At 64.2% G+C, this 20,377-nt stretch carries 19 protein-coding genes and 2 pseudogenes; 9 read left to right on the top strand and 12 right to left on the bottom strand.

Going from position 1 to position 20,377, the window contains the following annotated elements; all coding sequences use genetic code 11:
- The first annotated feature begins 15 nt into the window (after window positions 1-15).
- The 3 genes from LN139_RS25170 to LN139_RS24810 all read left to right on the top strand — a co-directional run bounded on the left by LN139_RS25170 (window position 16) and on the right by LN139_RS24810 (window position 4,940).
- Window positions 16-1,290 (top strand): dermonecrotic toxin domain-containing protein, encoded by a 1,275-nt coding sequence (locus tag LN139_RS25170; protein ID WP_329611032.1) that lies wholly within the window; start codon window positions 16-18, stop codon window positions 1,288-1,290.
- A 2,575-nt stretch (window positions 1,291-3,865) separates the two neighbouring features.
- Window positions 3,866-4,819 carry a hypothetical protein gene (locus LN139_RS10090; protein ID WP_236359773.1) on the top strand — a complete coding sequence of 318 codons (954 nt, stop codon included), beginning with the start codon at window positions 3,866-3,868 and terminating at the stop codon, window positions 4,817-4,819.
- Window positions 4,806-4,940 (top strand): hypothetical protein, encoded by a 135-nt coding sequence (locus LN139_RS24810; RefSeq protein ID WP_268944849.1) that lies wholly within the window; start codon window positions 4,806-4,808, stop codon window positions 4,938-4,940. Before LN139_RS10090 ends, LN139_RS24810 begins: the two co-directional genes overlap by 14 nt.
- A gap of 171 nt (window positions 4,941-5,111) precedes the next feature.
- Here LN139_RS24810 and LN139_RS10085 read toward each other — a convergent pair whose 3' ends face one another.
- The 4 genes and pseudogenes from LN139_RS10085 to LN139_RS10070 form a co-directional block, all read right to left on the bottom strand.
- Window positions 5,112-5,609 (bottom strand): DUF934 domain-containing protein, encoded by a 498-nt coding sequence (locus LN139_RS10085; RefSeq protein ID WP_236359772.1) that lies wholly within the window; start codon window positions 5,607-5,609, stop codon window positions 5,112-5,114.
- A pseudogene (locus LN139_RS10080) lies at window positions 5,593-7,250 on the bottom strand (nitrite/sulfite reductase). The gene LN139_RS10085 and the pseudogene LN139_RS10080 overlap by 17 nt, the downstream one beginning before the upstream one ends.
- Window positions 7,251-7,595: 345 nt before the next feature.
- Window positions 7,596-8,642, bottom strand: coding sequence for an MFS transporter (locus tag LN139_RS10075; RefSeq protein WP_236359771.1), 1,047 nt, complete (start codon window positions 8,640-8,642; stop codon window positions 7,596-7,598).
- Entirely contained in the window at window positions 8,549-8,797 is a 249-nt protein-coding gene (locus tag LN139_RS10070; RefSeq protein ID WP_236359770.1) for a hypothetical protein, read from the bottom strand. The genes LN139_RS10075 and LN139_RS10070 overlap by 94 nt, the downstream gene beginning before the upstream one ends.
- A 151-nt stretch (window positions 8,798-8,948) precedes the next feature.
- On the opposite strand from LN139_RS10070, the gene LN139_RS10065 reads away from it, so the two are divergent.
- On the top strand, window positions 8,949-9,503 hold the full coding sequence (locus LN139_RS10065; protein WP_236359769.1) for a DUF924 family protein: 555 nt from the start codon (window positions 8,949-8,951) through the stop codon (window positions 9,501-9,503).
- 46 nt (window positions 9,504-9,549) lie between these two features.
- Complete coding sequence (locus tag LN139_RS10060; protein ID WP_236359768.1) at window positions 9,550-10,194, top strand: HAD-IA family hydrolase; 645 nt, start codon at window positions 9,550-9,552, stop codon at window positions 10,192-10,194.
- Here LN139_RS10060 and surE read toward each other — a convergent pair.
- The 7 genes and pseudogenes from surE to LN139_RS10025 form a co-directional block, all read right to left on the bottom strand.
- Window positions 10,191-10,964, bottom strand: a complete 774-nt coding sequence (gene surE, locus LN139_RS10055) for a 5'/3'-nucleotidase SurE (RefSeq protein ID WP_236359767.1) — start codon at window positions 10,962-10,964, stop codon at window positions 10,191-10,193. The two genes, LN139_RS10060 and surE, sit on opposite strands and share 4 nt — an antisense overlap.
- A complete protein-coding gene (locus LN139_RS10050) occupies window positions 10,945-12,054 on the bottom strand; it encodes an FUSC family protein (RefSeq protein ID WP_236359766.1) in 1,110 nt (369 codons plus the stop codon). Before LN139_RS10050 ends, surE begins: the two co-directional genes overlap by 20 nt.
- A gap of 8 nt (window positions 12,055-12,062) precedes the next feature.
- Window positions 12,063-13,154, bottom strand: coding sequence for a D-alanine--D-alanine ligase (gene ddlA / locus LN139_RS10045; RefSeq protein ID WP_236359765.1), 1,092 nt, complete (start codon window positions 13,152-13,154; stop codon window positions 12,063-12,065).
- Window positions 13,147-14,238: an ATP-binding protein gene (locus tag LN139_RS10040; RefSeq protein WP_236359764.1), complete on the bottom strand. Its 1,092-nt coding sequence runs from the start codon at window positions 14,236-14,238 to the stop codon at window positions 13,147-13,149. The genes ddlA and LN139_RS10040 overlap by 8 nt, the downstream gene beginning before the upstream one ends.
- A 208-nt stretch (window positions 14,239-14,446) precedes the next feature.
- Window positions 14,447-14,758 (bottom strand): annotated as a pseudogene (locus LN139_RS10035) (GAF domain-containing protein); the annotation flags it as partial.
- Between the two features lie 23 nt (window positions 14,759-14,781).
- A complete protein-coding gene (locus tag LN139_RS10030; protein ID WP_236359763.1) occupies window positions 14,782-15,747 on the bottom strand; it encodes a PAS domain-containing protein in 966 nt (321 codons plus the stop codon).
- Between the two features lie 81 nt (window positions 15,748-15,828).
- Complete coding sequence (locus LN139_RS10025) at window positions 15,829-16,368, bottom strand: cytochrome b (RefSeq protein WP_236359762.1); 540 nt, start codon at window positions 16,366-16,368, stop codon at window positions 15,829-15,831.
- Between the two features lie 132 nt (window positions 16,369-16,500).
- Here LN139_RS10025 and glsB point away from each other — a divergent pair, with 132 nt between their 5' ends.
- From glsB to LN139_RS10005, 4 genes are all read left to right on the top strand, one after another.
- On the top strand, window positions 16,501-17,418 hold the full coding sequence (glsB, locus tag LN139_RS10020) for a glutaminase B (protein ID WP_236359761.1): 918 nt from the start codon (window positions 16,501-16,503) through the stop codon (window positions 17,416-17,418).
- A gap of 127 nt (window positions 17,419-17,545) precedes the next feature.
- On the top strand, window positions 17,546-18,028 hold the full coding sequence (locus LN139_RS10015) for a GAF domain-containing protein (RefSeq protein ID WP_236359760.1): 483 nt from the start codon (window positions 17,546-17,548) through the stop codon (window positions 18,026-18,028).
- On the top strand, window positions 17,917-18,804 hold the full coding sequence (locus LN139_RS10010) for an EAL domain-containing protein (protein ID WP_236359759.1): 888 nt from the start codon (window positions 17,917-17,919) through the stop codon (window positions 18,802-18,804). The genes LN139_RS10015 and LN139_RS10010 overlap by 112 nt, the downstream gene beginning before the upstream one ends.
- Complete coding sequence (locus LN139_RS10005; RefSeq protein WP_236359758.1) at window positions 18,791-19,708, top strand: GNAT family N-acetyltransferase; 918 nt, start codon at window positions 18,791-18,793, stop codon at window positions 19,706-19,708. The genes LN139_RS10010 and LN139_RS10005 overlap by 14 nt, the downstream gene beginning before the upstream one ends.
- Here the strand turns inward: LN139_RS10005 and LN139_RS10000 are convergent.
- Complete coding sequence (locus LN139_RS10000) at window positions 19,666-20,358, bottom strand: putative bifunctional diguanylate cyclase/phosphodiesterase (RefSeq protein WP_268944848.1); 693 nt, start codon at window positions 20,356-20,358, stop codon at window positions 19,666-19,668. The genes LN139_RS10005 and LN139_RS10000 overlap by 43 nt on opposite strands.
- Window positions 20,359-20,377 lie beyond the last annotated feature (19 nt).

The following is a 20,377-nucleotide window of genomic DNA, read 5'->3' as shown; positions in this document are numbered from 1 at the left end:
CATGGAGGCTCTTCAATGAACCAGCGTATTCCCTACTACGACGTTTTCAAGGCACGCCTGCCTGATTGGCTGCTCAAGGCCAATCAGCAATCGCGCGATCAGCTGGAAGCCCTGACGCTCAGGGCTGAAGGCTCATGCCAGGCGCTGCGCACGGCGCTCAGCCATATACCGGACCCATCGACCTTCGCGCTGGAACGTCTTCAGCCGATGCTGGACAGCCACTTCGGTACCGGAGTAGACCCCGAAAAAGTGACCATCGAGCGCCGCTGGCGGCCCTCCTGCCTGCCTTCGGTGGGCGGGCCGATCAACGCCAGTGGCTCGCTGGTGAGTGCAGTGCTCGAGCCGCTCTGCCCCGGGCGAGAGCGAACCAGCTCACTCCTGCGCGCCGCGTTGGTCAATTACCCAAGCCCCGACGGCTTTGGCGACCCCGAGGAGGCCTTCACTGTCCACGGTAGCGATCAGGTTCGCCCCCGTGACTTTGTCAAAGCCGCCTATCTGTTGGACATCGGGGGAGCGTATCAACGCGAGCTCAATCGCATTCTCTTTCTGGATGAGCACATCAGTTCAGTGCTTGAGCACGCTTTTGTGGCCTGGCAGCAGGCGCAGCTTGCATTGGCGATCTGCGAAGCTCGCCTGCAGGGGCACATCGCACCGGAATTGGCAGACCGCCTGGGCAGCGGCCAACTGGCCGGCTCTGCGCGCGAGGTAAGGGTGTTTGGCTGCCAGTTGGAGGGCGCTTTCCTCTACGACGGCAGGCAGGAAGGTGCGGTGCTCTACGCGCCCAATGCGCCAGGCGGCGCGCTGCACGGTTTCGCTCATGCCGACCTGGCCCGTGATTACCTGGTCGCTGTGTTGCGTAATCGAGCTGGCCGGGCATTTGCCTTGAGGCTGGCCCGTTTGAACGAGCAACCGCAGTTGGCACGTCAATTGGCCGCCAACCTGGGTGACGCCACTGACTCGCCGCTGGTTCGGCCGGTGGCAGCTGCCAGCGCGGCCCACGCCGCAACGGTGCGATTCACTGAACGTGCCGATGACGACCCGGCAGTGCAATTTCGCCAATGGCGTGCCTGCCTGCTGAGCAATGCCCGAGTGCTGGCAGTACCCAGCCAGGATCTTGTCACCGAGCGGCACGGTGCTTTGCTGGCTCAATGGATCAACAACAGCGAACAAGGGTTGTTCATCTCCGCCATGCTGGTGCCAGGTTGCCAACCCTTGGGTTGGGGGCGCTGGCGGTATTCGTCGATGGTGTTGCCAGCCAGCTTTATGACGGTTACCAAAGCTGGAGCTTAGGGGACCGCAAGGCCGCGGTCCGGCAATTTTTCGCGGTCGCGGCCAACCTCGCAGCGGGCCTACTGTTGCAGCGTATTCAGGGCCGCTTGCTTTCAGGCTTGCACATAGCCAACGGCCGCGACGGCCAGCCCAGGCTGTGGCGCCACGACCGTGCGCTATGGCACAGCGACGCTGCAGCTCGGCATATTCCTTCTGCACCGGGAGGCGCCTATTCATGGGGTACTGGCCACTGGGTTCGGCTCGAAGAGGATGAAGTGGTACCTGTCGTCGGGCAGGGCCAGGAGCTGGCGTTGCACGTGCCAGCCAATCACTCGGGCATCGTTCCGGAGCTGGTTCCGGCACCACTGGGTCGCTGGCAATGGGCTCAAGATAGTCCGCTCGCTCGCCAAGGCATCAATTTGTTGCGAGCATTCGCCGATTTGCCCGAGGCTGCCGATGACCAGGACATGCTTGACGCCTTGAGGCTGTCGGGCGTTCCAGAGCAACGTTTGAGGATGCTCGCCGAACAGCACGCTCCGCTGCCGGGTGCGCTGCGTTACTGGCTCCGCGAGCGCGCCCTGCGTCGGGGAGCCGCCGGCTGTATAAACGCTCTGCGCCAGGATGGCGTGATGAGCTCAACCGACAGCGATACGTTGCTGACGCTGGGCCGCCTGCCGGGCTGGCCGCAGGGGCTGGGCCTGGACTACGAAAGGCCGCAAGGCGTTCTTCGGATCGGTACAGGCGACGGCCCAGCGCAAGTTGTCGTGCAAACCGATGATTTCACCTCCGGAGCATGGTCGGCCAAGCTATTGGCTGTGTTGACCGACGAGCAGCGCCAGGCCATTGCCGGCTCTCCCGTCCCTGACCAGCAATCCCGGGCACTGGCATGGCGCTGGGCTGACTACCTCCATTCGCAGGTGAGCGCATTGATGCCGCTTTGGCTGGGACAGCCCGAGGTCGATGAGGCGGGCATCACAGTACTCAGGTCTTTTCCCAGCCTTCCAGTGGACATGGCCCAGGATGTGGTCAACAGCGCCGATCCGGAGCAAATGCACCACCTCACTCAAGGCAAGCTGGTTCCGGGACTTGCGTTGAAAGCATTGGAGCAAAGCAGACGGCTGCGCGCCGCTCGAGCATTGGTAGCGCTGGAAAACGCAGAGCCCGGTGATGATGCCGACCGCCTGTTCATGGCCAACCTGGCGCGCCTGCCGGAGTGGCCTTCGGGCGTGCACTTGCGGCTGGAAAGCACGACTTTCGAGGGGGCCGCGCTCGGTGACGCCGGGCCAGGGCAGGGGGTGGCTATCGAAATCCGGCGTTTTGGCAGTGAGTACAAATACAACCAGGCGGGAGCGTGGAGCCCTCCTGCCACGCTTGAAATGGCCATCCATGACGCACTGGCGCCGGCGGCGCGTCAACAACTGTTCAAGGGCGAAACGCCGCAGTGGTTGAGAAATCGTGTCGTGGCCCAGGCCTGGGAAGACGTCGGCAGGGCGCAGCGGGACCTGGGCATCCGACCTTCCGAACGTTACCTGTTACGCCCAGTGCAGCGCGTCAACGGGGCGTTGGGTTATCCACTGTCAGGTCGCTTTTCAGCGTCCTCCCTGCTCATGCGTTCGAGCACATGGCGTTTGCGCAGGCTGTTCCCCTGGGCTCAAGGTGATGCGCTCGCCGAACTCCGGCAATCGCTGGTCGCTGATAGCGGCCTGCCGCTTGCCGATACTCTCACAGCCTTGGAAGAACAGCGGCTGGCAGTCGATGCGGCGTTGCGCGAATGGCGGTTCCAGGCGTCGCTGCCAGACGCCGAGCACCCACAGGATGACGCTGCACTTGCAACCGCCAGCCAATCGATCATGGCGTGCTGGCGCCGGGAAACCTATATGTACGGCTACGACGGTGCCCGGGTGAGTTCGTTGCGGTTGTCGTATCTGCCCTTGAGCAACCTGCCGGCATTGAATATCGAATTCGCGCATGTGCGAATTCTCGAATTGTCGGATATGGCCTTGAGCTCATCGAACGATGCATTTCTGAGGTGTTTCCCGAACGTCCATACACTCATTCTTCGCAATAATCCCCTGCAGCACTTGCCGACTGCGATACAGTCGATGAGACATCTGGTACGACTTGATCTTGGCAATACTCAGCTCAGCCCCAGCCCTGACATGTTTGATGTTCTGTTGCCACAACAACCCGTGCTCGAGCCAGCGCGGCCCCTTCAGTCGCTGGATATCTCCGGCTTGCATACAGTAGATGCGCAGGCTTTGGGCAAGCTGGCCGAGTTGAGCGACCTGCGGATTTTTCGGTGGAATCACGCCGGAGAGATGGCAGCCGATCATCTGGCGGCTATCGGCAAACTCCTCCATCTGCGCACGTTGATGATGGAAAGCAGCAATCTTCGGATTCCCTCAGGCAGCGAGGGATTCATAGCGGGCTTATCCGAGTTGCATACCCTCGACTTATGGAACAACCCGCTGGGCCGTGCCCCTGATGTGACGGGCCTGGAGAATCTGGTCAACCTGAACCTGGAGCATGCTCAGCTGACCGAGTTACCTCGTGGCCTGGGGGGCTGATCCGGCGCAGGCACAGTGCGCTGCGTTCGGTGGACCTGAGTAACAACCGCCTGCAGCAGGTCGCACCGTTGATCCAGGCGCTGCGGGATGCCCCCGATAACATCAGCGTTCTGTATATCCGGATGGACGAGAATCCGGTACAGGGTGGCCAGGTGGCGCAGTTGCAAGGTTTGGGCGTTTATGTGCTGCACCGTGCCGATTTCTGGATCGCACCGGATCCTGTGCTGACCCGAGCCGTTCGAATTGCGCGGGGCAATTCTGTCAATGCAACGTTTCTGGACTGGGTCAGTGAACAAGTGGCGCAGGAAGGTGCGCCGACGGCCGCCTGGCGTGAGTTTCTCGCCCACGTCTTCGACGCGCGCCATGGTTACAGCCGTGAGCGCGCGGCGATCATGGATTTCGAGCAGCGCCTGAGCGTACTTCGGCATCGGCTTTTCAGCCAGATTCATGATTACTGGGCGCCCAACCTGGCAGGCCTGAGCCGTCAGTTGCAAGCCTTCGAAGCCGCTCAACGCAGCTCGTTGGCAGCGCCGGAGGACCGTTTCGACGCGCTGCTGCAACATAACTATCGCCACTGGCAGGAAGAGCTTCGAGATTTGTTCGGTCCAGAGCAAGCCGCGAGTCACACTGTGCAGAGCCGCTTTTTGGACTGGTTGCTCAGAAGCAGCCACGGCCTGGATCAGAACGCCCTGGGCTCGACCCTTGGCGAACAGGACTGGCGCCCTTACCTGAGCCTGCTGGACCCGCGTTGGGACGAAAGCGTCGAACAGTGGGAGCAAGCCCTGCAGTGGCTAGAGGAGGCGACGGCCGAGCCTATGGACAGCGGTGAACTGCCCAGCGCCCTGGTCGACCAGATGATTGCCCCCAGCGATGAGTTGCCCAGGGCGTTTCTTGGCCTGGGAGCACCCGGTGGATGTTGTGGAGCCTGTGAACGATGTGGCATGGCGCATAGACGGCGTGCCACAGTCGGTGCAACTGAGTGAAGATCAGTACCGCCGCGCTTCGCTTATCTACCGGCGCACTCGGGTGATGGTGCAGGAACGACTGGCGCGGGAGATCACCGAGCAGGTGGTGAAGCCTTGGTGGGAGCCTGTGCAGGAGTGAGGTCGGTCTGGCAGCATTGCCGTCCAGCCCAGGCAGGTGCCCTGCGTTCAGATAATTGAAACGCCCGATACAGTGCACTCGGGCGTTTCAGCGGTCGAAGATCAGGGTGATGCCACGATCTACCGATGCCCGCCCATGAAAAGGCCGCCCGATGGGCGGCCTTTTCTGCGCTCAACCGCGCCGGCGGAACAACGGCAGTGGCTCGTCCGTTGCGCCTTGATAGGTCACCGAAAAGTCATTCAGGCTTTCAAGCGCCTCATAGGGGTCTTTATCGGCACGCAAGGCGAACGCGTCAAAGCCGCAGCGGTGCAGATAAAACAGCTGATCGCGTAGCACATCACCGATCGCGCGCAGTTCGCCCTTGAACTGATAGCGATCACGCAGCAGGCGCGCATTGGAATAGTTGCGCCCATCTGTGAACGCCGGGAAGTTCAGGGCAATCACCTGAAACTCACTGGCGTGGTCGCCGATTTCCTCGGCCTCTTCATCGCTGTCGAGCCAGATACCCAGCCCGCCGTCGCGTGCCTTCAGGGCATGAGCGTGCTCACGCCACAGGGCCAGCGGCACGATGTAGTCGTCACAGTTGCTGAGCACATCGAGGGTTGCGTCCTTGGGCAGCAGGTGCCAGGTTTCGTCCACCACTTCGCCATTCTTAATGATTCGCTGCATAGACGCGCTCCTTGAAAGGCTCGATCCCGATTCGCTGGTAGGTGTCGATGAAGCGCTCGTCTTCGGTACGCGTTTCGACGTAGACGTTGATCAGTTTTTCGATCACATCGGCCATCTGCTCCTGCGCGAAGGAGGGGCCGAGGATCTTGCCCAGGCTTGCATCGCGCGCCGAGTTGCCGCCGAGCGAGACCTGGTAGAACTCTTCGCCTTTCTTGTCGACACCCAGGATGCCGATATGGCCCACGTGGTGGTGGCCACAGGCATTCATGCAGCCGGAGATGTTCAGGTCCAGCTCGCCCACGTCGAACAGGTAGTCCAGGTCATCGAAACGGCGCTGGATGGATTCGGCGATCGGGATCGACTTGGCGTTGGCCAGCGAGCAGAAATCACCGCCCGGGCAGCAGATGATGTCGGTCAGCAGGCCGATGTTCGGCGTGGCGAAGCCTTGCTCACGGGCCTCGAGCCACAGCGCGTGCAATTGGCTCTGCTCGACATCGGCCAGGATGATGTTCTGCTCGTGAGAGGTGCGCAGCTCGCCGAAACTGTAGCGGTCGGCCATGTCGGCAATGGCGTCGAGCTGTTTGTCGGTGGCATCGCCCGGCGCCACGCCAGTGGGTTTGAGCGACAGGGTCACAGCCGCATAGCCCGCGCGCTTGTGCGCCTGCACGTTGCGCGAGCGCCAGCGTGCAAAGCCCGGGTGCTCGGCATCCAGCGCGGCGAGCTCGGCGCTGTGGTCGGGCAGGGCCTTGTATTCGGGGTCGACGAAGTGCTGGGCTACGCGCTGCACTTCGGCTTCGGTCAGTGTGGTGCTGCCACCGCGCAGGTAGGCCATTTCGGCCTCGACCTTCTCGGCGAACACTTCGGGGTGAGCGCTTTGACCAGGATCTTGATCCGCGCCTTGTACTTGTTGTCCCGGCGCCCGTAGCGGTTGTAGACGCGCAGGATCGCATCCAGATAGCTGATCAGGTCTTGCCAGGGCAGGAATTCATTGATGAAGGCACCGACGATCGGGGTGCGGCCCAGGCCTCCGCCGACCAGCACTCGGAAGCCCAGCTCGCCAGCGGCATTGCGCACAGGCTCCAGGCCGATGTCGTGCACTTCGATGGCTGCGCGGTCGGCAGCCGAGCCATTAACGGCGATCTTGAACTTGCGTGGCAGGTAGGCGAATTCGGGGTGGAAGGTGGTCCACTGGCGAACGATTTCGCACCACGGGCGCGGGTCGACGACTTCATCGGCAGCCACGCCGGCGAACTGGTCGGTAGTGACGTTGCGCAGGCAGTTACCGCTGGTCTGGATGGCGTGCATCTGCACCGTGGCCAATTCCGCCAGGATATCGGGAATGTCTTCAAGCGCCGGCCAGTTGTACTGCACGTTCTGGCGGGTGCTGATGTGTGCGTAGCCTTTATCGTAGTCGCGGGCGATCCTGGCGAGCATGCGCGTCTGGCGAGAGGTCAGCTGGCCGTAGGGCACAGCGACGCGCAGCATCGGTGCGAAACGCTGGATGTACAGGCCGTTCTGCAAGCGCAGCGGGCGGAATTCTTCTTCGCTCAGTTCACCTGCCAGGTATCGGCGGGTCTGGTCACGGAACTGCTTGACGCGGTCCTCGATGATCCGTTGGTCGTACTGGTCGTAAACGTACATAAGGATCCTGTTTTCAGGCGGGTATTGCGCGCACGGCCGCGCACTCCTCGCAGAGCGGCCGGAAGATACCCTTTTTTACATATTCATTAAAGCCACTCATTGGCATATGCAAAGAACCAAACGCTCTAAGAAGGTTATATCCGGTAGGCTCCGCCACTTGTGTTTGTTCCAAGGTTGGCCTTCACTGGTACGAAAGTGCCATTGATAACAACCCACAAGAGGGCACCACCATGAGCCATCCCGTGAAGCCTCGCAAGGCCAGCCATCATGTCGATGCCTGGGCAACCGCGTTCCTGCTGGCGATGCTGGCCGCAGCTGCCGTTTATTGGTTTGGCCATGGCTGAATCAGGCCGTCGCCGGCCTGGGCCTTGAGGCCCACACCAATCCGGCTGCAATGGCCAGCAGCAGCGCGGTGAGTGCAAACACTGCGCGCATCCCGACGTGGCCTGCCAGAAAACCTCCCGCCAGCGGGCCGAGCACCTGCCCGCTGTACTGGGCCGAGGTGGAATAACCCAGCATGCGCCCGGCCAGGTGGTCGGGCACGTTGTGGCGAATGATCGCGGCGACGCAGGGTAACAAACCGCCCAAGGCCAGGCCCATCACGAATCTCCAGCCAATCAATTGCCAACTATTGCTGAGCAGGCCTTGTGGCACTACCGTCGCGGCAGCCAAAAGCAAACAGGCGGCCACCACCTTCCAGTGGCCGACACGGTCCGCCAGTTTGCCCACCCGTGGCGCCGCGAGAATGCTGCCCAATGCGGTGGCGGACATGGCAAGCCCGGCCATCAGTGTCAGCGGCTCCGCCCCCAGTGCTTGCAGATACACCGTTATGATCGGCTCGATCGACAACGTCGCGAACATCAACATGGCGGCGGTGGTGTACATCACCCCTACCTTGCGCCTGGCTTGCGGCTCGATCGAGGTCATGGCAGGCGAAGCCTTGGCGCGCCCGGGGCCGGGGCGGGGCGCCTCCTTGAGAAAAAACATCGTGGCCAGGAATGCAATGAAGATGACGCCCCCCGCCAGCATGAACGTGCCGCGGATGCCGATCAGAGGCGGCAGCGAACCGCCGATCAACGGCCCCGCAACATTACCTGCCATCACCCCCGAGGCCAGCATGCCCAACGCCCAGGCCGAACGGCCCTTGGGTGTTTGCGTCGCCACCAGGATGGTCGAGCCGGAGGCGTAGCCACCCAACAACCCGGCTAGCAAGCGCAGTGCTACCAGTTGATACACATCCTGGGCCAAGCCGATCAGGGACATCGCGACTGCCATGCCCAGGCTTGCACGAATCAGCATCAGCTTGCGCCCGTAGCGGTCGCCCAGCCGGCCCCACAGCGGTGCGGTGAGGGCCGCAGAAAGAAGGTCGCCCCGAACGCAACGCCAGACCACTGCACCACGGCGGCAGGGTCCTGCACGCCGAGCTGGGCAACGTATAGAGGCAGAAACGGCAACAGCAGCGTCATCGCCACCAGCGTGGTAAAGGATCCGAACACGCACACGGCAAGGTTGCGCTGCCAGTGAGGATGATTGTCTGCTTCAGGCATGGTTGGGCTCCGGTGGAGGTAGCGCGACCCTACGCCCGGATTTCTCATAAAGGAAATTCATCTTTATTATTCAGCGCATGAAAGACTGGAATGGATGCCGGGAATCCTGGCAGGCACACTGACCCCTCATTTATCGAAAGGAGCCTATGGCATGGCCCAAACCCTACGTGCCGATTGTCCGCAGGCCGTGGTTGCCTTCTGGCGCGACGCAGGCCCGAGCGCCTGGTTCAAGGCCAACCCGGCCTTCGACGAGCGTTTCCGCGAGGCGTTCTTCGATCTTCACCTGCAAGCGGCACGCCGCGAGCTGGGCCAATGGCTGGGCGACGCGCAAAGCGCGCTGGCGCTGTTGCTGCTGCTCGATCAGTACCCGCGCAACGCGTTCCGGGGTACCGGCCACATGTACGGCACCGACCCGTTGGCCCGCGAATACGCACGCCAGGTGCTGGATTTCAAGCTCGACGAACAAGTGGAGCCTGCTTTGCGCCAGTTCTGCTACCTGCCGTTCTGCCACTCGGAACGGGCCGAGGATCAGAATCTGTCGCTGGCGTGCCATCACCACCTCGGCGGCGAGCCACTGCGTTGGGCGCAACACCATGCCGATATCATCGCCCGCTTCGGGCGCTTCCCTCATCGCAATGCGCTGCTGGGCCGGGAAACCACCACCGAAGAGGTACAGTTTCTCGAAGCGGACGGATTTTCCGGATGATTCGCCGGTCACACAGCCGGTTCAACGCTGATCACAGGAGCACGGCATGGCCATTCGCGGCGTGATATTCGATTCCGATGGAACACTGGTAGACAGCGAGCGCGTTGCTGCGCAGCTGCTGAGCCGCCAGTTGGCAGAATGTGGGGTCGAACTGGACAGCCACGAGGTCCTGCGCAGGTTCCGTGGCGTGCAGTTCGCGCTGTTCGTCGGGCGTTTGTGCGAGGAGCACCCTCAGCTGGACGCGCAACCCTTTATGCACGAATTCCGCGAGCGCAGCCTCGAAGTGTTCCGCACCGGCCTTGCGCCGATGCCCGGTGCGCTGGAGTTCGTGCGCGAGCTGGCACTGGACAAATGCGTGGCCTCCAATGGGCCGATGGAAAAGATCCAGACCTGCCTTGGCCAGGCGGGGCTGCTGGAGCACTTCGATGCGCGCATCGTCAGCGCTTATGAGGTCAAGGCCTGGAAGCCCGACCCAGGCCTGATCGTGGCAGCGGCACAGGTCATGGGGCTGGCGCCGGAAGAGTGTGTGCTGATCGATGACAGCCACGCTGGCGTCGAGGCGGGCCTGGCTGCGGGCAGCCAGGTGATCGGCTACGGCGACGACGACTTCTCGCCCTTCGAACACCTGCCGCAGTTTCACCGTGCGCGCGACTACCAGGAAGTCGCCGCGCGCGTCGCCCGCCTGGCTTAAAGCCCCAGGCGCGCCGCCAATGCTTCGCGCGCGCCGTGCCCGGTGCGCTCGAACTGCAACGGCGTGACCGCAATGCCGCCGCCCGCAATGACCGCACTCTCGCTGTCTGGCGTGTCGTCGTGCAATTGGCGGCTGATGCTGAGCCAGTAATAGGCTTGCTCGCGAAGGTCGGTACGCGCGGTGACCTCCAGGCCGTGCATGCGGCCCAACCCTTGGCGGGTCACTTGCAAAGGCTTGGCCTCATGGGCCGCTACGTCAGGGAAATTCACGTTCAGGCACACATCCTTGCTCCATCCCGCCGCCCAGAGCTGGCGGATCACGCCGGGTGCCAGGGTGCGTGCGGTTTCCCAGCGCACCGCATCGCGGCGGCTGAACGCCTGGCTCAGCGCGATGGCGGGCAAGCCCAGCAGCAGGGCGGCCATCGCGGCGCCTACGGTGCCGGAGAACACGGTTTCGACCCCCAGGTTCGCGCCTTTATTGATGCCGCTGAGCACCAGTTGCGGCGGTTCGGGCATCAGCTCGCCCACCGCCATGGCCACACAATCTGCCGGGGTGCCGGAGACCGAATAGCGTTGCTCACCGCGCTGCGTCACGCGCAGCGGGCTATGCAGGCTGATGGCGTGGGAAACGCCGCTCTGGTCATGGTCCGGTGCGACCACCCAGACCTGCTCGGCCAATTGCGCCGCTACCGTTTCCAGCGCCGCCAGCCCGGGGGCGTCGATGCCGTCGTCGTTGCTGATCAGAATCCGTTCAAGCAGGGGTGGGGCCATGCGGTTTGTCCTCGCGAGGCAGGTGGGAGAAGTTCCAGCGGGGTGCGGTAGTGGCCAGGCGCTGGCGCATGTCGTCGACATTGGCCACCAACTGCCGTGTCAGCATCCGATAGCCGTCCAGAGCGGGGTAGGCCGCCTGCGCATGCAGGTCGCCGTACAACTCGCCGCTGCGTTGCAGGCGGTCGCTGTGGCCATCGCGCAGGGCGCGGGCCATGGCCACCCGCTGGCGGCGAACGAAACGGTGCTCGACCTGCAAGGACTGGCGCAGCGCTTCCATGGCCGCGCTGTCGTCGCCGGCAGGGCGCGTGTCGGCGAGGATCTCCAGGATCGAGATGCACAGCCGCAGGTTGCGTTGCAGCGCGTCGAGCTCGGTTTGCGAGATATGCACTTCCTTGGACACCGATGCCATCAGGCCGCGCAATTGCACCAGTGACGCGCTGAGTTTGCGCATGCGTTTGAGGTGGGTGTCGCTGGTGACCACGTCGCCGGCGATGATGCGGCCGTGCACCGCCGCGCACTCGCGCAAGGTGGTGGCCATGTTGTAACGCCAGGAGTACACCGCGTACAGCGGCAGGGCGAAGGAAAATGCCAGTGCCAGCACGTTGCCGATCAGGATGTCCACGGTGCGCCACAACCCGTCCGACATCGGGTTGTCGCCATGGCCGGCGACGATGAACACGGTGATGGCCGACAGCAGCGCGGTGTAACCGCCCTTGCCGATGGCGTGGTAGGCGAAGAAGCCGCACGCCGAGGACATCAGCACATAGGTGAGCAGGTGCCAGCCGAGATAGCTCTGCTGGGTCACGATCGCAAGGCCGATGGCAGCGCCGATCAACGTGCCATAGGCTGGTTCGGTGGCCTTGCGGCGGATGTTGCCGTGGTGCTGGAGGCCGCCGATCACGATCAGCATGGTGACCGACGCCCATTCCCCGTGGGGCAGGTGGATGCCGGTGGTGAGCAGGATGGTCGCCACCAGCCCGACCGACACACGCAGGGCGTGGATCAGGCGCGCATGCCGAAACCGGCGGTAGGGGTCGAGCAGCGGCCTGAGCGCGCGGCGCAGCAGCGCAGGGAGGTGGCGGTTGATCATCGAGGCCCTCAGCGGCTTGTGACGAGTTGGCGGCGGCCCTGGTGCCGCGCCAGGGCAAGGTCGAGCAAGCGGCTGACCAGTTCGGTATAGCTCAGCCCGGCGGCCTGCCAGAGCTTGGGGTACATGCTGATGCGAGTGAAGCCCGGCAGGGTATTGAGCTCGTTGATCAGCACCTCGCCATTGGCTTGCAGGAAGACGTCCACCCGCGCCAGGCCAGCGCATTCGAGTACCTCATAGGCCTGCAAGGCCAGCGCTCGGATTCGCTCGCTGGCGGCGGAGTCGATCGCAGCCGGCACGACGACCTGGGCCGCCTGATCGTCGATGTACTTGGTTTCGTAGGAATAGAAGCCCTGGCCGATCACGATTTCGCCGCAACCGCTGGCCACCGGCGCGTCGTTACCCAGCACCGCGCATTCGATCTCGCGGCCCTCTACAGCGGCCTCCACCAGCAGCTTGTCGTCGTAACGCCATGCTTCGGCCAGTGCGGCCGCGAAACTGGCTGCATCGTCGGCACGGCTGACGCCTACCGAGGAGCCGCTGTTGGCCGGCTTGACGAACACCGGCATGCCCAGCGCTGCCTGGGCCTGTTCGAAACTGATCGGGCGGTGCCGGCGCACAGTGAGCGAAGGGGTGACGGGCAGGCCCGCTTCGCGCAGCAGCCGTTTGGCCACGTCCTTGTCCATGCAGATCGCCGAACCGAGCACGTCGGAGCCGACGAAGGGCAGGTCGAGCATCCGCAGCAGGCCTTGCAGGCAGCCGTCTTCGCCCTGGGTGCCATGCACCAGCGGGAACAGCACATCGACCTTGGCCAGCGCCTGCGGTGCGCCGGCTTCTTCCAGGGAGGCGCGGGTGTCGCCGGGGCGCAGCGCCACCTCGCGGTGGCTGGGGTTCAGGGCGATCAGCGCCGGGTCTGTGGGGTGGAGCAGGTAGTCGGCGGTGCCGCACAAATGCCAGTGGCCGTGCTTGTCGATGCCGATCATCACAGGCTCGAAGCGCTCCCGGTCCAGGGCCTCCAACACATTGCGCGCCGATTGCAAGGACACCTCATGCTCGGCGCTGCGGCCGCCGAACACGATGCCGACACGGATCTTGTCACTCATCACACACCTCTGAAGTGCGCAGTGCCTGATGCACGGCCTGCGCCAGTTGTTGCCGGGAAAAGGGTTTGGCCAGGCGCGTCAGCCGCAGCTCCGGTGGTGCCACTACATCGCTGTAGCCGCTGACCAGCAGCATCGGCAGTGCCGGGTAGTGCATGCGTACCTGCTCGGCCAGTTGGGTGCCGGTGCGCACAGGCATTGCGTGGTCGGTGAGCAGCAGGTCGAACGCACCGGCGTGCAGCAACCCCAGCGCCTGCTCAGCGCTGCTCGCGACCGTGGCGTTATGGCCCAGTGAGGCGAGCAGGGCGCAGGTGCTGTCGCGGACCAGCGGGTCGTCGTCGACCACCAGCACTTGCAGCGCGGGGGTTGGCGGCAGCTGTGGGCCGTTGGCGGCCTCGACGGGCTGCGCCTGCGGCGGGCAAGCGGGCAGCCAGATCTGTGCGGTGGTGCCCTGGCCTGGGTGGCTGACCAGGCGAAGGGTGCCACCTGATTGCTCGGCCAGCCCCAGCACCATCGACAGCCCAAGCCCGCTGCCTTCGCCCACGCCTTTGGTGGTGAAGAAGGGCTCGGTCGCGCGCTTCAAGGTCCGCTCATCCATGCCTGCACCGGTGTCGTTGACCGCCAGGCAAACGTGCGGCAACCCACCTTCGGCCAACGGCGCCACGTGGCCGGTGAGCGTGATGCGCCCCTGGCCTCCCATGGCATCGCGGGCATTGACCGCCAGGTTCAACAGCGCCGCTTCCAGCTGGTTGGGGTCTGTATCCACCCACGGTAGATGCGCCGGCAGCTCGCTGTGGATCGTCACCGTTGGGCCGAGGGTTCTCTGCATCAGCTCGGTCATGCCGTGCACCAGCGCGACCGGGTCCAGCCGTTGCGTGCGCAGCGCCTGGCGGCGAGCGAAGGCAAGCATGCGCTCGATCAACGCCGCGCCACGCTGGGCACCGGCACTGGCATTGTCTGCCAGGCGCTGCAGCGAGGGGTCGGCCGGCAGGCGCTTGCGCAACAGCTCCAGGTTGCCCAGCACCGCCATCAGGAGATTGTTGAAGTCGTGGGCAATGCCGCCGGTAAGGTTGCCCAGCGCTTCCATTTTGCGCCTGCTGCAAAGCGGCTTCGGTGCGGCGGATGTTCTCCTCGCTGCGGGCAAGGCTCGCGGTGCGTTCAGCGACCTGCGTCTCCAGCGAGTGCACAAAGCGCTGTTCGCCTTCGCGGGCCACCGCCGCCGAACGCACCCGTTCGATGTGCGCCCAGGAGCGCTCTACCACCTCGGCGAGCAGGGCAAGCTCCTGCGCCTGCCATTGCCGCGGCAGGTGGTCATGCACGGCCATCAGTGCGGTGAGCTTGCCCTGCTTGAGCAGCGGCATGCACACCGTGGCGCGTGCGCCGAGCGCCTGGTAGCTGTGCACTTCGCCAGCCGGTAGCTCTCGCTCGCTGTCGTTGATGATCAGTGGCTGCCCGCAGGTGAGGTTACGCACCGCCAATGCGCCGAAATCTTCCAGCCGATACTGGCCGACGATGCTCCTGGCCTGGTTCGTGTGCCAGTTGCCACGAACGGTGAAGGCGTTGCCGTCGGCTTCGACATCGGCGTAGGAGCATACCGAAGCGCCCAGATGGCGCCCCAGCAGCTCGGTGGTCAGCCGCAGGATCTGGTCGGCATCGCTGCTCTGCGAGGTGGTGCGCCCCAGAATGTCGAGAAGAGCAAGCGTTCCTCATTCGCCCGCAGCGCCGTTTCGTTGGCCTTGCGCGTGCTGATGTCGCTTGCGGCACCGAACCATTCGCGCACCTGGCCCTGTTCATCGAGCACCGGTACCGCGCGGGAAAACGTCCAGCCGGTGCTGCCGTCGACACGCAGCACTCGGTGCTCCAGCTGATAGGGCGCCCGGGCCTGGATCGCCTGCTCGATGGCCGCCAGGACCTGGGCGTGGTCGCCGTGGTGTACGTAGGCGCTCAGCCAGTCCGGGTTCTCGCGGCGGTTGTCGTTGACGAACCCCTTGCCCTCCAGCTGCACCATCGAGGCCCAGTCGGGCGACATCCTGTAAACCGCATCGGCAGTGGCGTCGACCAGCGCGCTCAGGCGCGCTTCACTGTCGCGCAGGGCGATGTTGGCGCGCACTCGCTCGGTGGTTTCGACCACCGTTGCCATCACCCCCGCAGGCTCGCCGGCTTCGCCCGGGACCGGGGCGTAGTACAGGTCGAGCCACACCTGGCCCGGCTCATCGCCGCGTTGCAATATCAAGGGTTGGTCACGGTAGACGAGCGGGGCACCGGCCATGACTGTGCGCATCACATGGTCATTGAATTGCGCCACTTCCGGCCAACCCTCGCGCACCGGCTGGCCGAGCAGGCCAGGATGGCGGCTGCCGGCAAACGCGGCATAGGCGTCGTTGTAGACCATCACGCCGTGGGCGCCCCAGAGCAGCACCATGGGCAGCGGCGAGCGTAGCAACAGGCCGGTGGCCGCCTGCAGCGGTGCCGGCCACCCGCAAGGCTCGCCCAGAAGGCCGGCTGCATCCAGGGCGCCGATGCGCTCGGCCATTTCGCCGCCTGCCAGCAGGAACGGCAGGGTGTGGGCAGGGCGGGCATCGAAGGGCTGAGGCATGCAGGGCGGGTTCCGCGAGGGGCAGGTCAAGGGTTTGAAAGTGGCGGCACTATAGCACTGGCTCAGCCATCGAAGCGCACCTCACTCGGGCGGGCGCTGAGGCGGCAGCATGCGGTCGAGCAGCCCGTCGCGGCGCACGGCGACATGCCAGGCGGTAGCGGCCACGTGCAGAATCACCAGCGTATAGAGCACGAACTGCCCGGCCACATGCACCTGGTTCGCCCACTGGCCCAGCGCATCGTGAGTAGGAAAGCCCGGCAACGAAAACAACCCGTAGACCGGCACCGGCCTGCCGTTGCCGGCCATGATGTAGCCGGTCACCGGCATCACCAGCAGGATCAGGTACAGCAACGCGTGGTTCAGGTGTGCGAACCAGGCTTCCCAGCGTGCCGTACCCGCAAGCGGAGCCGGGGCAGGGTGGCGCCAGCGCCAGGTCAGGCGCAGCAGCACCAGCAGGAACACCATGATGCCGGTGGACTCGTGCAACAGGTACCAGAAAACACGCTCGGCCCCCGGCGGAAAGTTCTCCGCCACCCAGACGAAGGGCAGCACCCCGCACAGCGCAGCGGCAGTCAACCAATGCAGGGCCTGGATGACCCCGTTGTAACGTGCGATAGCCATTGCAGCTTCCTTGGGTGGCGCAGTGAGCGCAGTTTTCGCAGATGCGCCAGCGGTGCGCAACTGCCGATGTGATGAACTGGCGATGCCAGGCGTCTAGGGCACACTCGCTTCGATGGTTATGACAGGTGTTGCATGCAAGCGTTGCTTGACGAAATTCTCGAACAGGTACGGCCAATGATCGGCCAGGGCCACGTCGCCACTTATATTCCGGCGCTGGCCAGAGTGGTCCCCGATCAATTGGGTATCGCGGTGCAGGCAGTGGATGGCCAGGCCTGGTATGCAGGCGATGCGCGCACCCCGTTTTCGATTCAGAGCATCTCCAAGGTGTTCAGCCTGGTGCAGGCGATCCAGCATTCCGGCGAAGAGATCTGGACGCGGCTGGGCCATGAGCCTTCCGGCCAGGCGTTCAACTCGATGGTGCAGCTGGAGTTCGAGCGCGGCCGCCCGCGTAACCCGTTCATCAACGCAGGCGCGCTGGTGATCTGCGACATCAACCAGTCACGCTTCGCCGCGCCGACGCTGTCGCTGCGCGACTTTGTGCGGCGCCTTTCCGGCAACGGTCAGATCGTAGCCGACACGGTAGTCGCCGAGTCCGAATACCAGCACCGTGCGCGCAATGCGGCCATGGCCTGGTTGATGCAGGCCTTCGGCAATTTCCACAACGATGTCGATGCGGTGCTGCGCAGCTATTTTCACCACTGCGCCCTGGCCGTCAGTTGCCAGGACCTGGCTCGCGCCTTCGCCTTCCTGGCCAATCGCGGGGTATGCCCGCAGAGCGGCGAGCAGGTGCTCAGCCCACGCCAGACGCAGCAAGTGAACGCCATCATGGCCACCAGTGGCTTGTATGACGAGGCTGGCAACTTTGCCTACCGGGTAGGTTTGCCGGGTAAAAGCGGGGTAGGTGGCGGCATCCTGGCGGTGGTGCCGGGGCGCTTTACGGTCTGCGTGTGGTCGCCGGAGCTCAATGCTTCAGGCAATTCGCTGGCCGGCATGGCCGCCCTTGAACGTTTCAGCGATGCGATCGGCGCATCGGTGTTCGCACGCAGTTGAGTGCCGGCGGATCCAAGGGCTGCATTTGGTCTGAAAGCTGCGTGCCAAGCGCAGGCAGCCATCGAAAACTGCTGCCCGCCCATCTACGATGTGTTCAATGGCTTACACGTTACCAGGAGGTCGTGGCATGTCGTCGTTCACCCAAGTAGTTGCCCTGAACGCCCAGATGTCTGATGGGCCGGCCGGTATTGATCGGGTGCTGCATGCACTGCGTACGCATCTGAACATGGATGTGGCGTTCATTTCGCAGTTTCGCGAGCAGGACCGCCTGTTCACTCACGTCGACAGCAAGCAGCCGGGGCCGCTGAAGGCCGGTGACAGCCTGCCGATGGAGGTGGGTTACTGCCAGAAGGTCGTTGCGGGTGAGTTGCCCAACCTGATCGGGGACACTTCACGCTTTCCCGAGGCGCTGGCCATCCCGGAAACCCGGGCGTTGCCGATCGGCTCGCACTTGAGTGTGCCGATCCTGTTCAGCGATGGCCGCATCTACGGCACCCTGTGCTGTTCTCCGCCCAGCCCGATAACAGCCTCACCGAGCGTGACGTGCAGATGCTCAAGGTCTTTGCGGAACTGGTCGCCGAGCGCCTCGAAGCCGACCTGCATGTCGTGACCGAGCGCCTGCGCAAGCACCGGCACATCAGCCAGGCCCTGGCCGGCGGCGAACTGTCGGTGGTGTATCAGCCGATCTTCGACGTGGAAACCGGCGCATTGGCGGGCTGGGAATGCTTGTCGCGGTTCAGCGGCGAACCTGTCAGAAGCCCCGACTTCTGGTTCAGGGAGGCGGCAGAAGCAGGGCTTGGCGCTTTGATGGAAGCGCAGGCCATCGAGCTTGCGCTCAAGGGCCTGGCGCAGTTGCCAGCGCCTGCGTACCTGGCCCTGAACTGCTCACCCGACATGTTCCTGGGCAACCGGCTCGACACCTTGCTGGCGCCGTACCCGGCGAACAGGCTGGTGCTGGAGGTCACCGAGCACGCCATCGTCGCCGATTACGCCCAGTTGCTCCAGGCCATGGCGCCGCTGCGCCAGCGTGGCCTGCGCATCGCGATCGACGACGCCGGCGCGGGCTATGCCAGCCTGCGCCACATCCTGGAAATAGGCCCTGACATCATCAAGCTCGACATGAGCCTGACCCAGGGCATCGATCAGGACCCGCAACGGCGCGCCTTGGCGTCGGCGCTGATTGCGTTCGCGCAGGAAACCGGCTGCAGCATCGTCGCCGAGGGTGTGGAAAGTATCAGCGAGCTCGAAGCCCTGCGCCGCCTGGGCGCCGACAAGGTGCAAGGCTACCTGTTGGGCCGGCCCATGCCGTTGAGTGCCGCACGGATGCTGGCCGGCCAGCAACAACAATCCCTGCCGGACAAGGCCCCCTGCCATGCGCAACTGTGAGCTTGAGATCCATTTCGCCGACCTCAAGGCCGAAGACCTCCCTGCGGCCCGTGCCTTGGTACGGGAAGCCTTTGCCACGGTGATCGGCGAGGCCGAGCCGGGCGAGTTCTGGAACCAGCGCGATTACGTGAGCGCTCGCTGGCATGCGCCCCATACCCACTGGTTCAAGGCGCAGGCCCAGGGCGAGCTGCTGGGTGTAGCCTGCGTCAGCCGCTGGGGCCAGCACGCGGTCGTGGGCCCGGTGGCTGTGGCGCCTGATCATTGGGAGCAGGACATCGCCAAACAGTTGATGGCGCACGTGAGCACCTTGATCGATGAGTGGGGTTGCACTCACAGCGGGCTTTTCACCTTTCCCGACAGCCCACGTCATCTGGGGCTGTATCAGCGATTCGGCTTCTGGCCTCGCTGCCTTTCGGTAGTGATGGCGCGCCCGTTGAGCGGCAGCTACTCGCCCTTGGCCGAGCAGCACACAGGCGATCTTCAGGCGTTGCAATCGCACTGCCTGGGCATCACCGAAGCGATCAGCCCGGGGCTGGATGTGAGCGGCGAAATCCAAGCCGCCCTGCACCAGGGCCTGGGTGGCGTGGTCGCCCGCCGAGACGGCTTCGCCATCTGCCACTACGGCCAACACTGCGAAGCCGGGCCAGAGGTGTGCTACGTGCGCTTCGCAGCGGTGCGCCCCGGCGCTGGCCCGGAGGCCCTGGCGAGGCTGATAGGGCGATGCGAAGCCCTTGCCGCAGCGCAGCAGGCGCGGCAACTGCTCGTAGGGGTGAATACTGGCCGAGTGCAGGCCTACCGTTGGTTGCTGGAGGCCGGGTTTCGCATGCGCATTATCGGCGTAGCCCTGCACAAAGGGCAGGATTACGACAACGAAGCGGTGTTGTTGCTCGACGATTGGCGTTGAGGGCTGGTGCTGTAGCGCGCCAGCCACTGCTCGAAGTCTTGCGCCGGCATCGGCCGCCCAATGTAATAGCCCTGGCCGCTCTGGCAGCCAATGTCGCGCAGGTGCTCCCACTGCTCAGCGGTCTCGATGCCTTCTGCGGTAACTTCGAACCCGAGCGCTTTGCCGAGCGCCACCACGGCCTGGGTGATGGCTGCATAGGTGCTGTCGCCGGGCAGGTCCTTGACGAATGCGCGATCGACCTTCAGATGGTTGACCGGCAGCAGCTTCAGGTACGCCAGTGACGAATGGCCGGTGCCGAAGTCATCGATGGCGGTGCGCACCCCAAGCCGCTGCAACTGCCGTAACACGTGGCAGGCCAGGTCCTGATGCTGCATCAAGAGGCTTTCGGTCACCTCCACTTCGAGGCTGTGAGCGGGCAGCCCGTGCAGCTGCAGGGCGCGGGATACGCTGGTGACGAAATCGCTGCGCTCGATCTGCGGCGTGGCTACGTTGATCGCTACGCGCCCTTCGAAGACCCCGCGAGCGCGCCAGCGCCGCTGCTGGGCACACGCGTTGTCCAACACCCACTGGCCGATGGGGATGATCAGCCCGGTACGTTCGGCGACCGGGATGAACAGGTCCGGGTAGAGCCATGCCCTGGTTCGGATCACGCCAGCGCAGCAGGGCCTC

This window comes from Pseudomonas sp. KNUC1026 (assembly GCF_021650705.1).
Classification (GTDB): domain Bacteria; phylum Pseudomonadota; class Gammaproteobacteria; order Pseudomonadales; family Pseudomonadaceae; genus Aquipseudomonas.
This window is presented reverse-complemented; position numbering and strand designations above follow the sequence as displayed.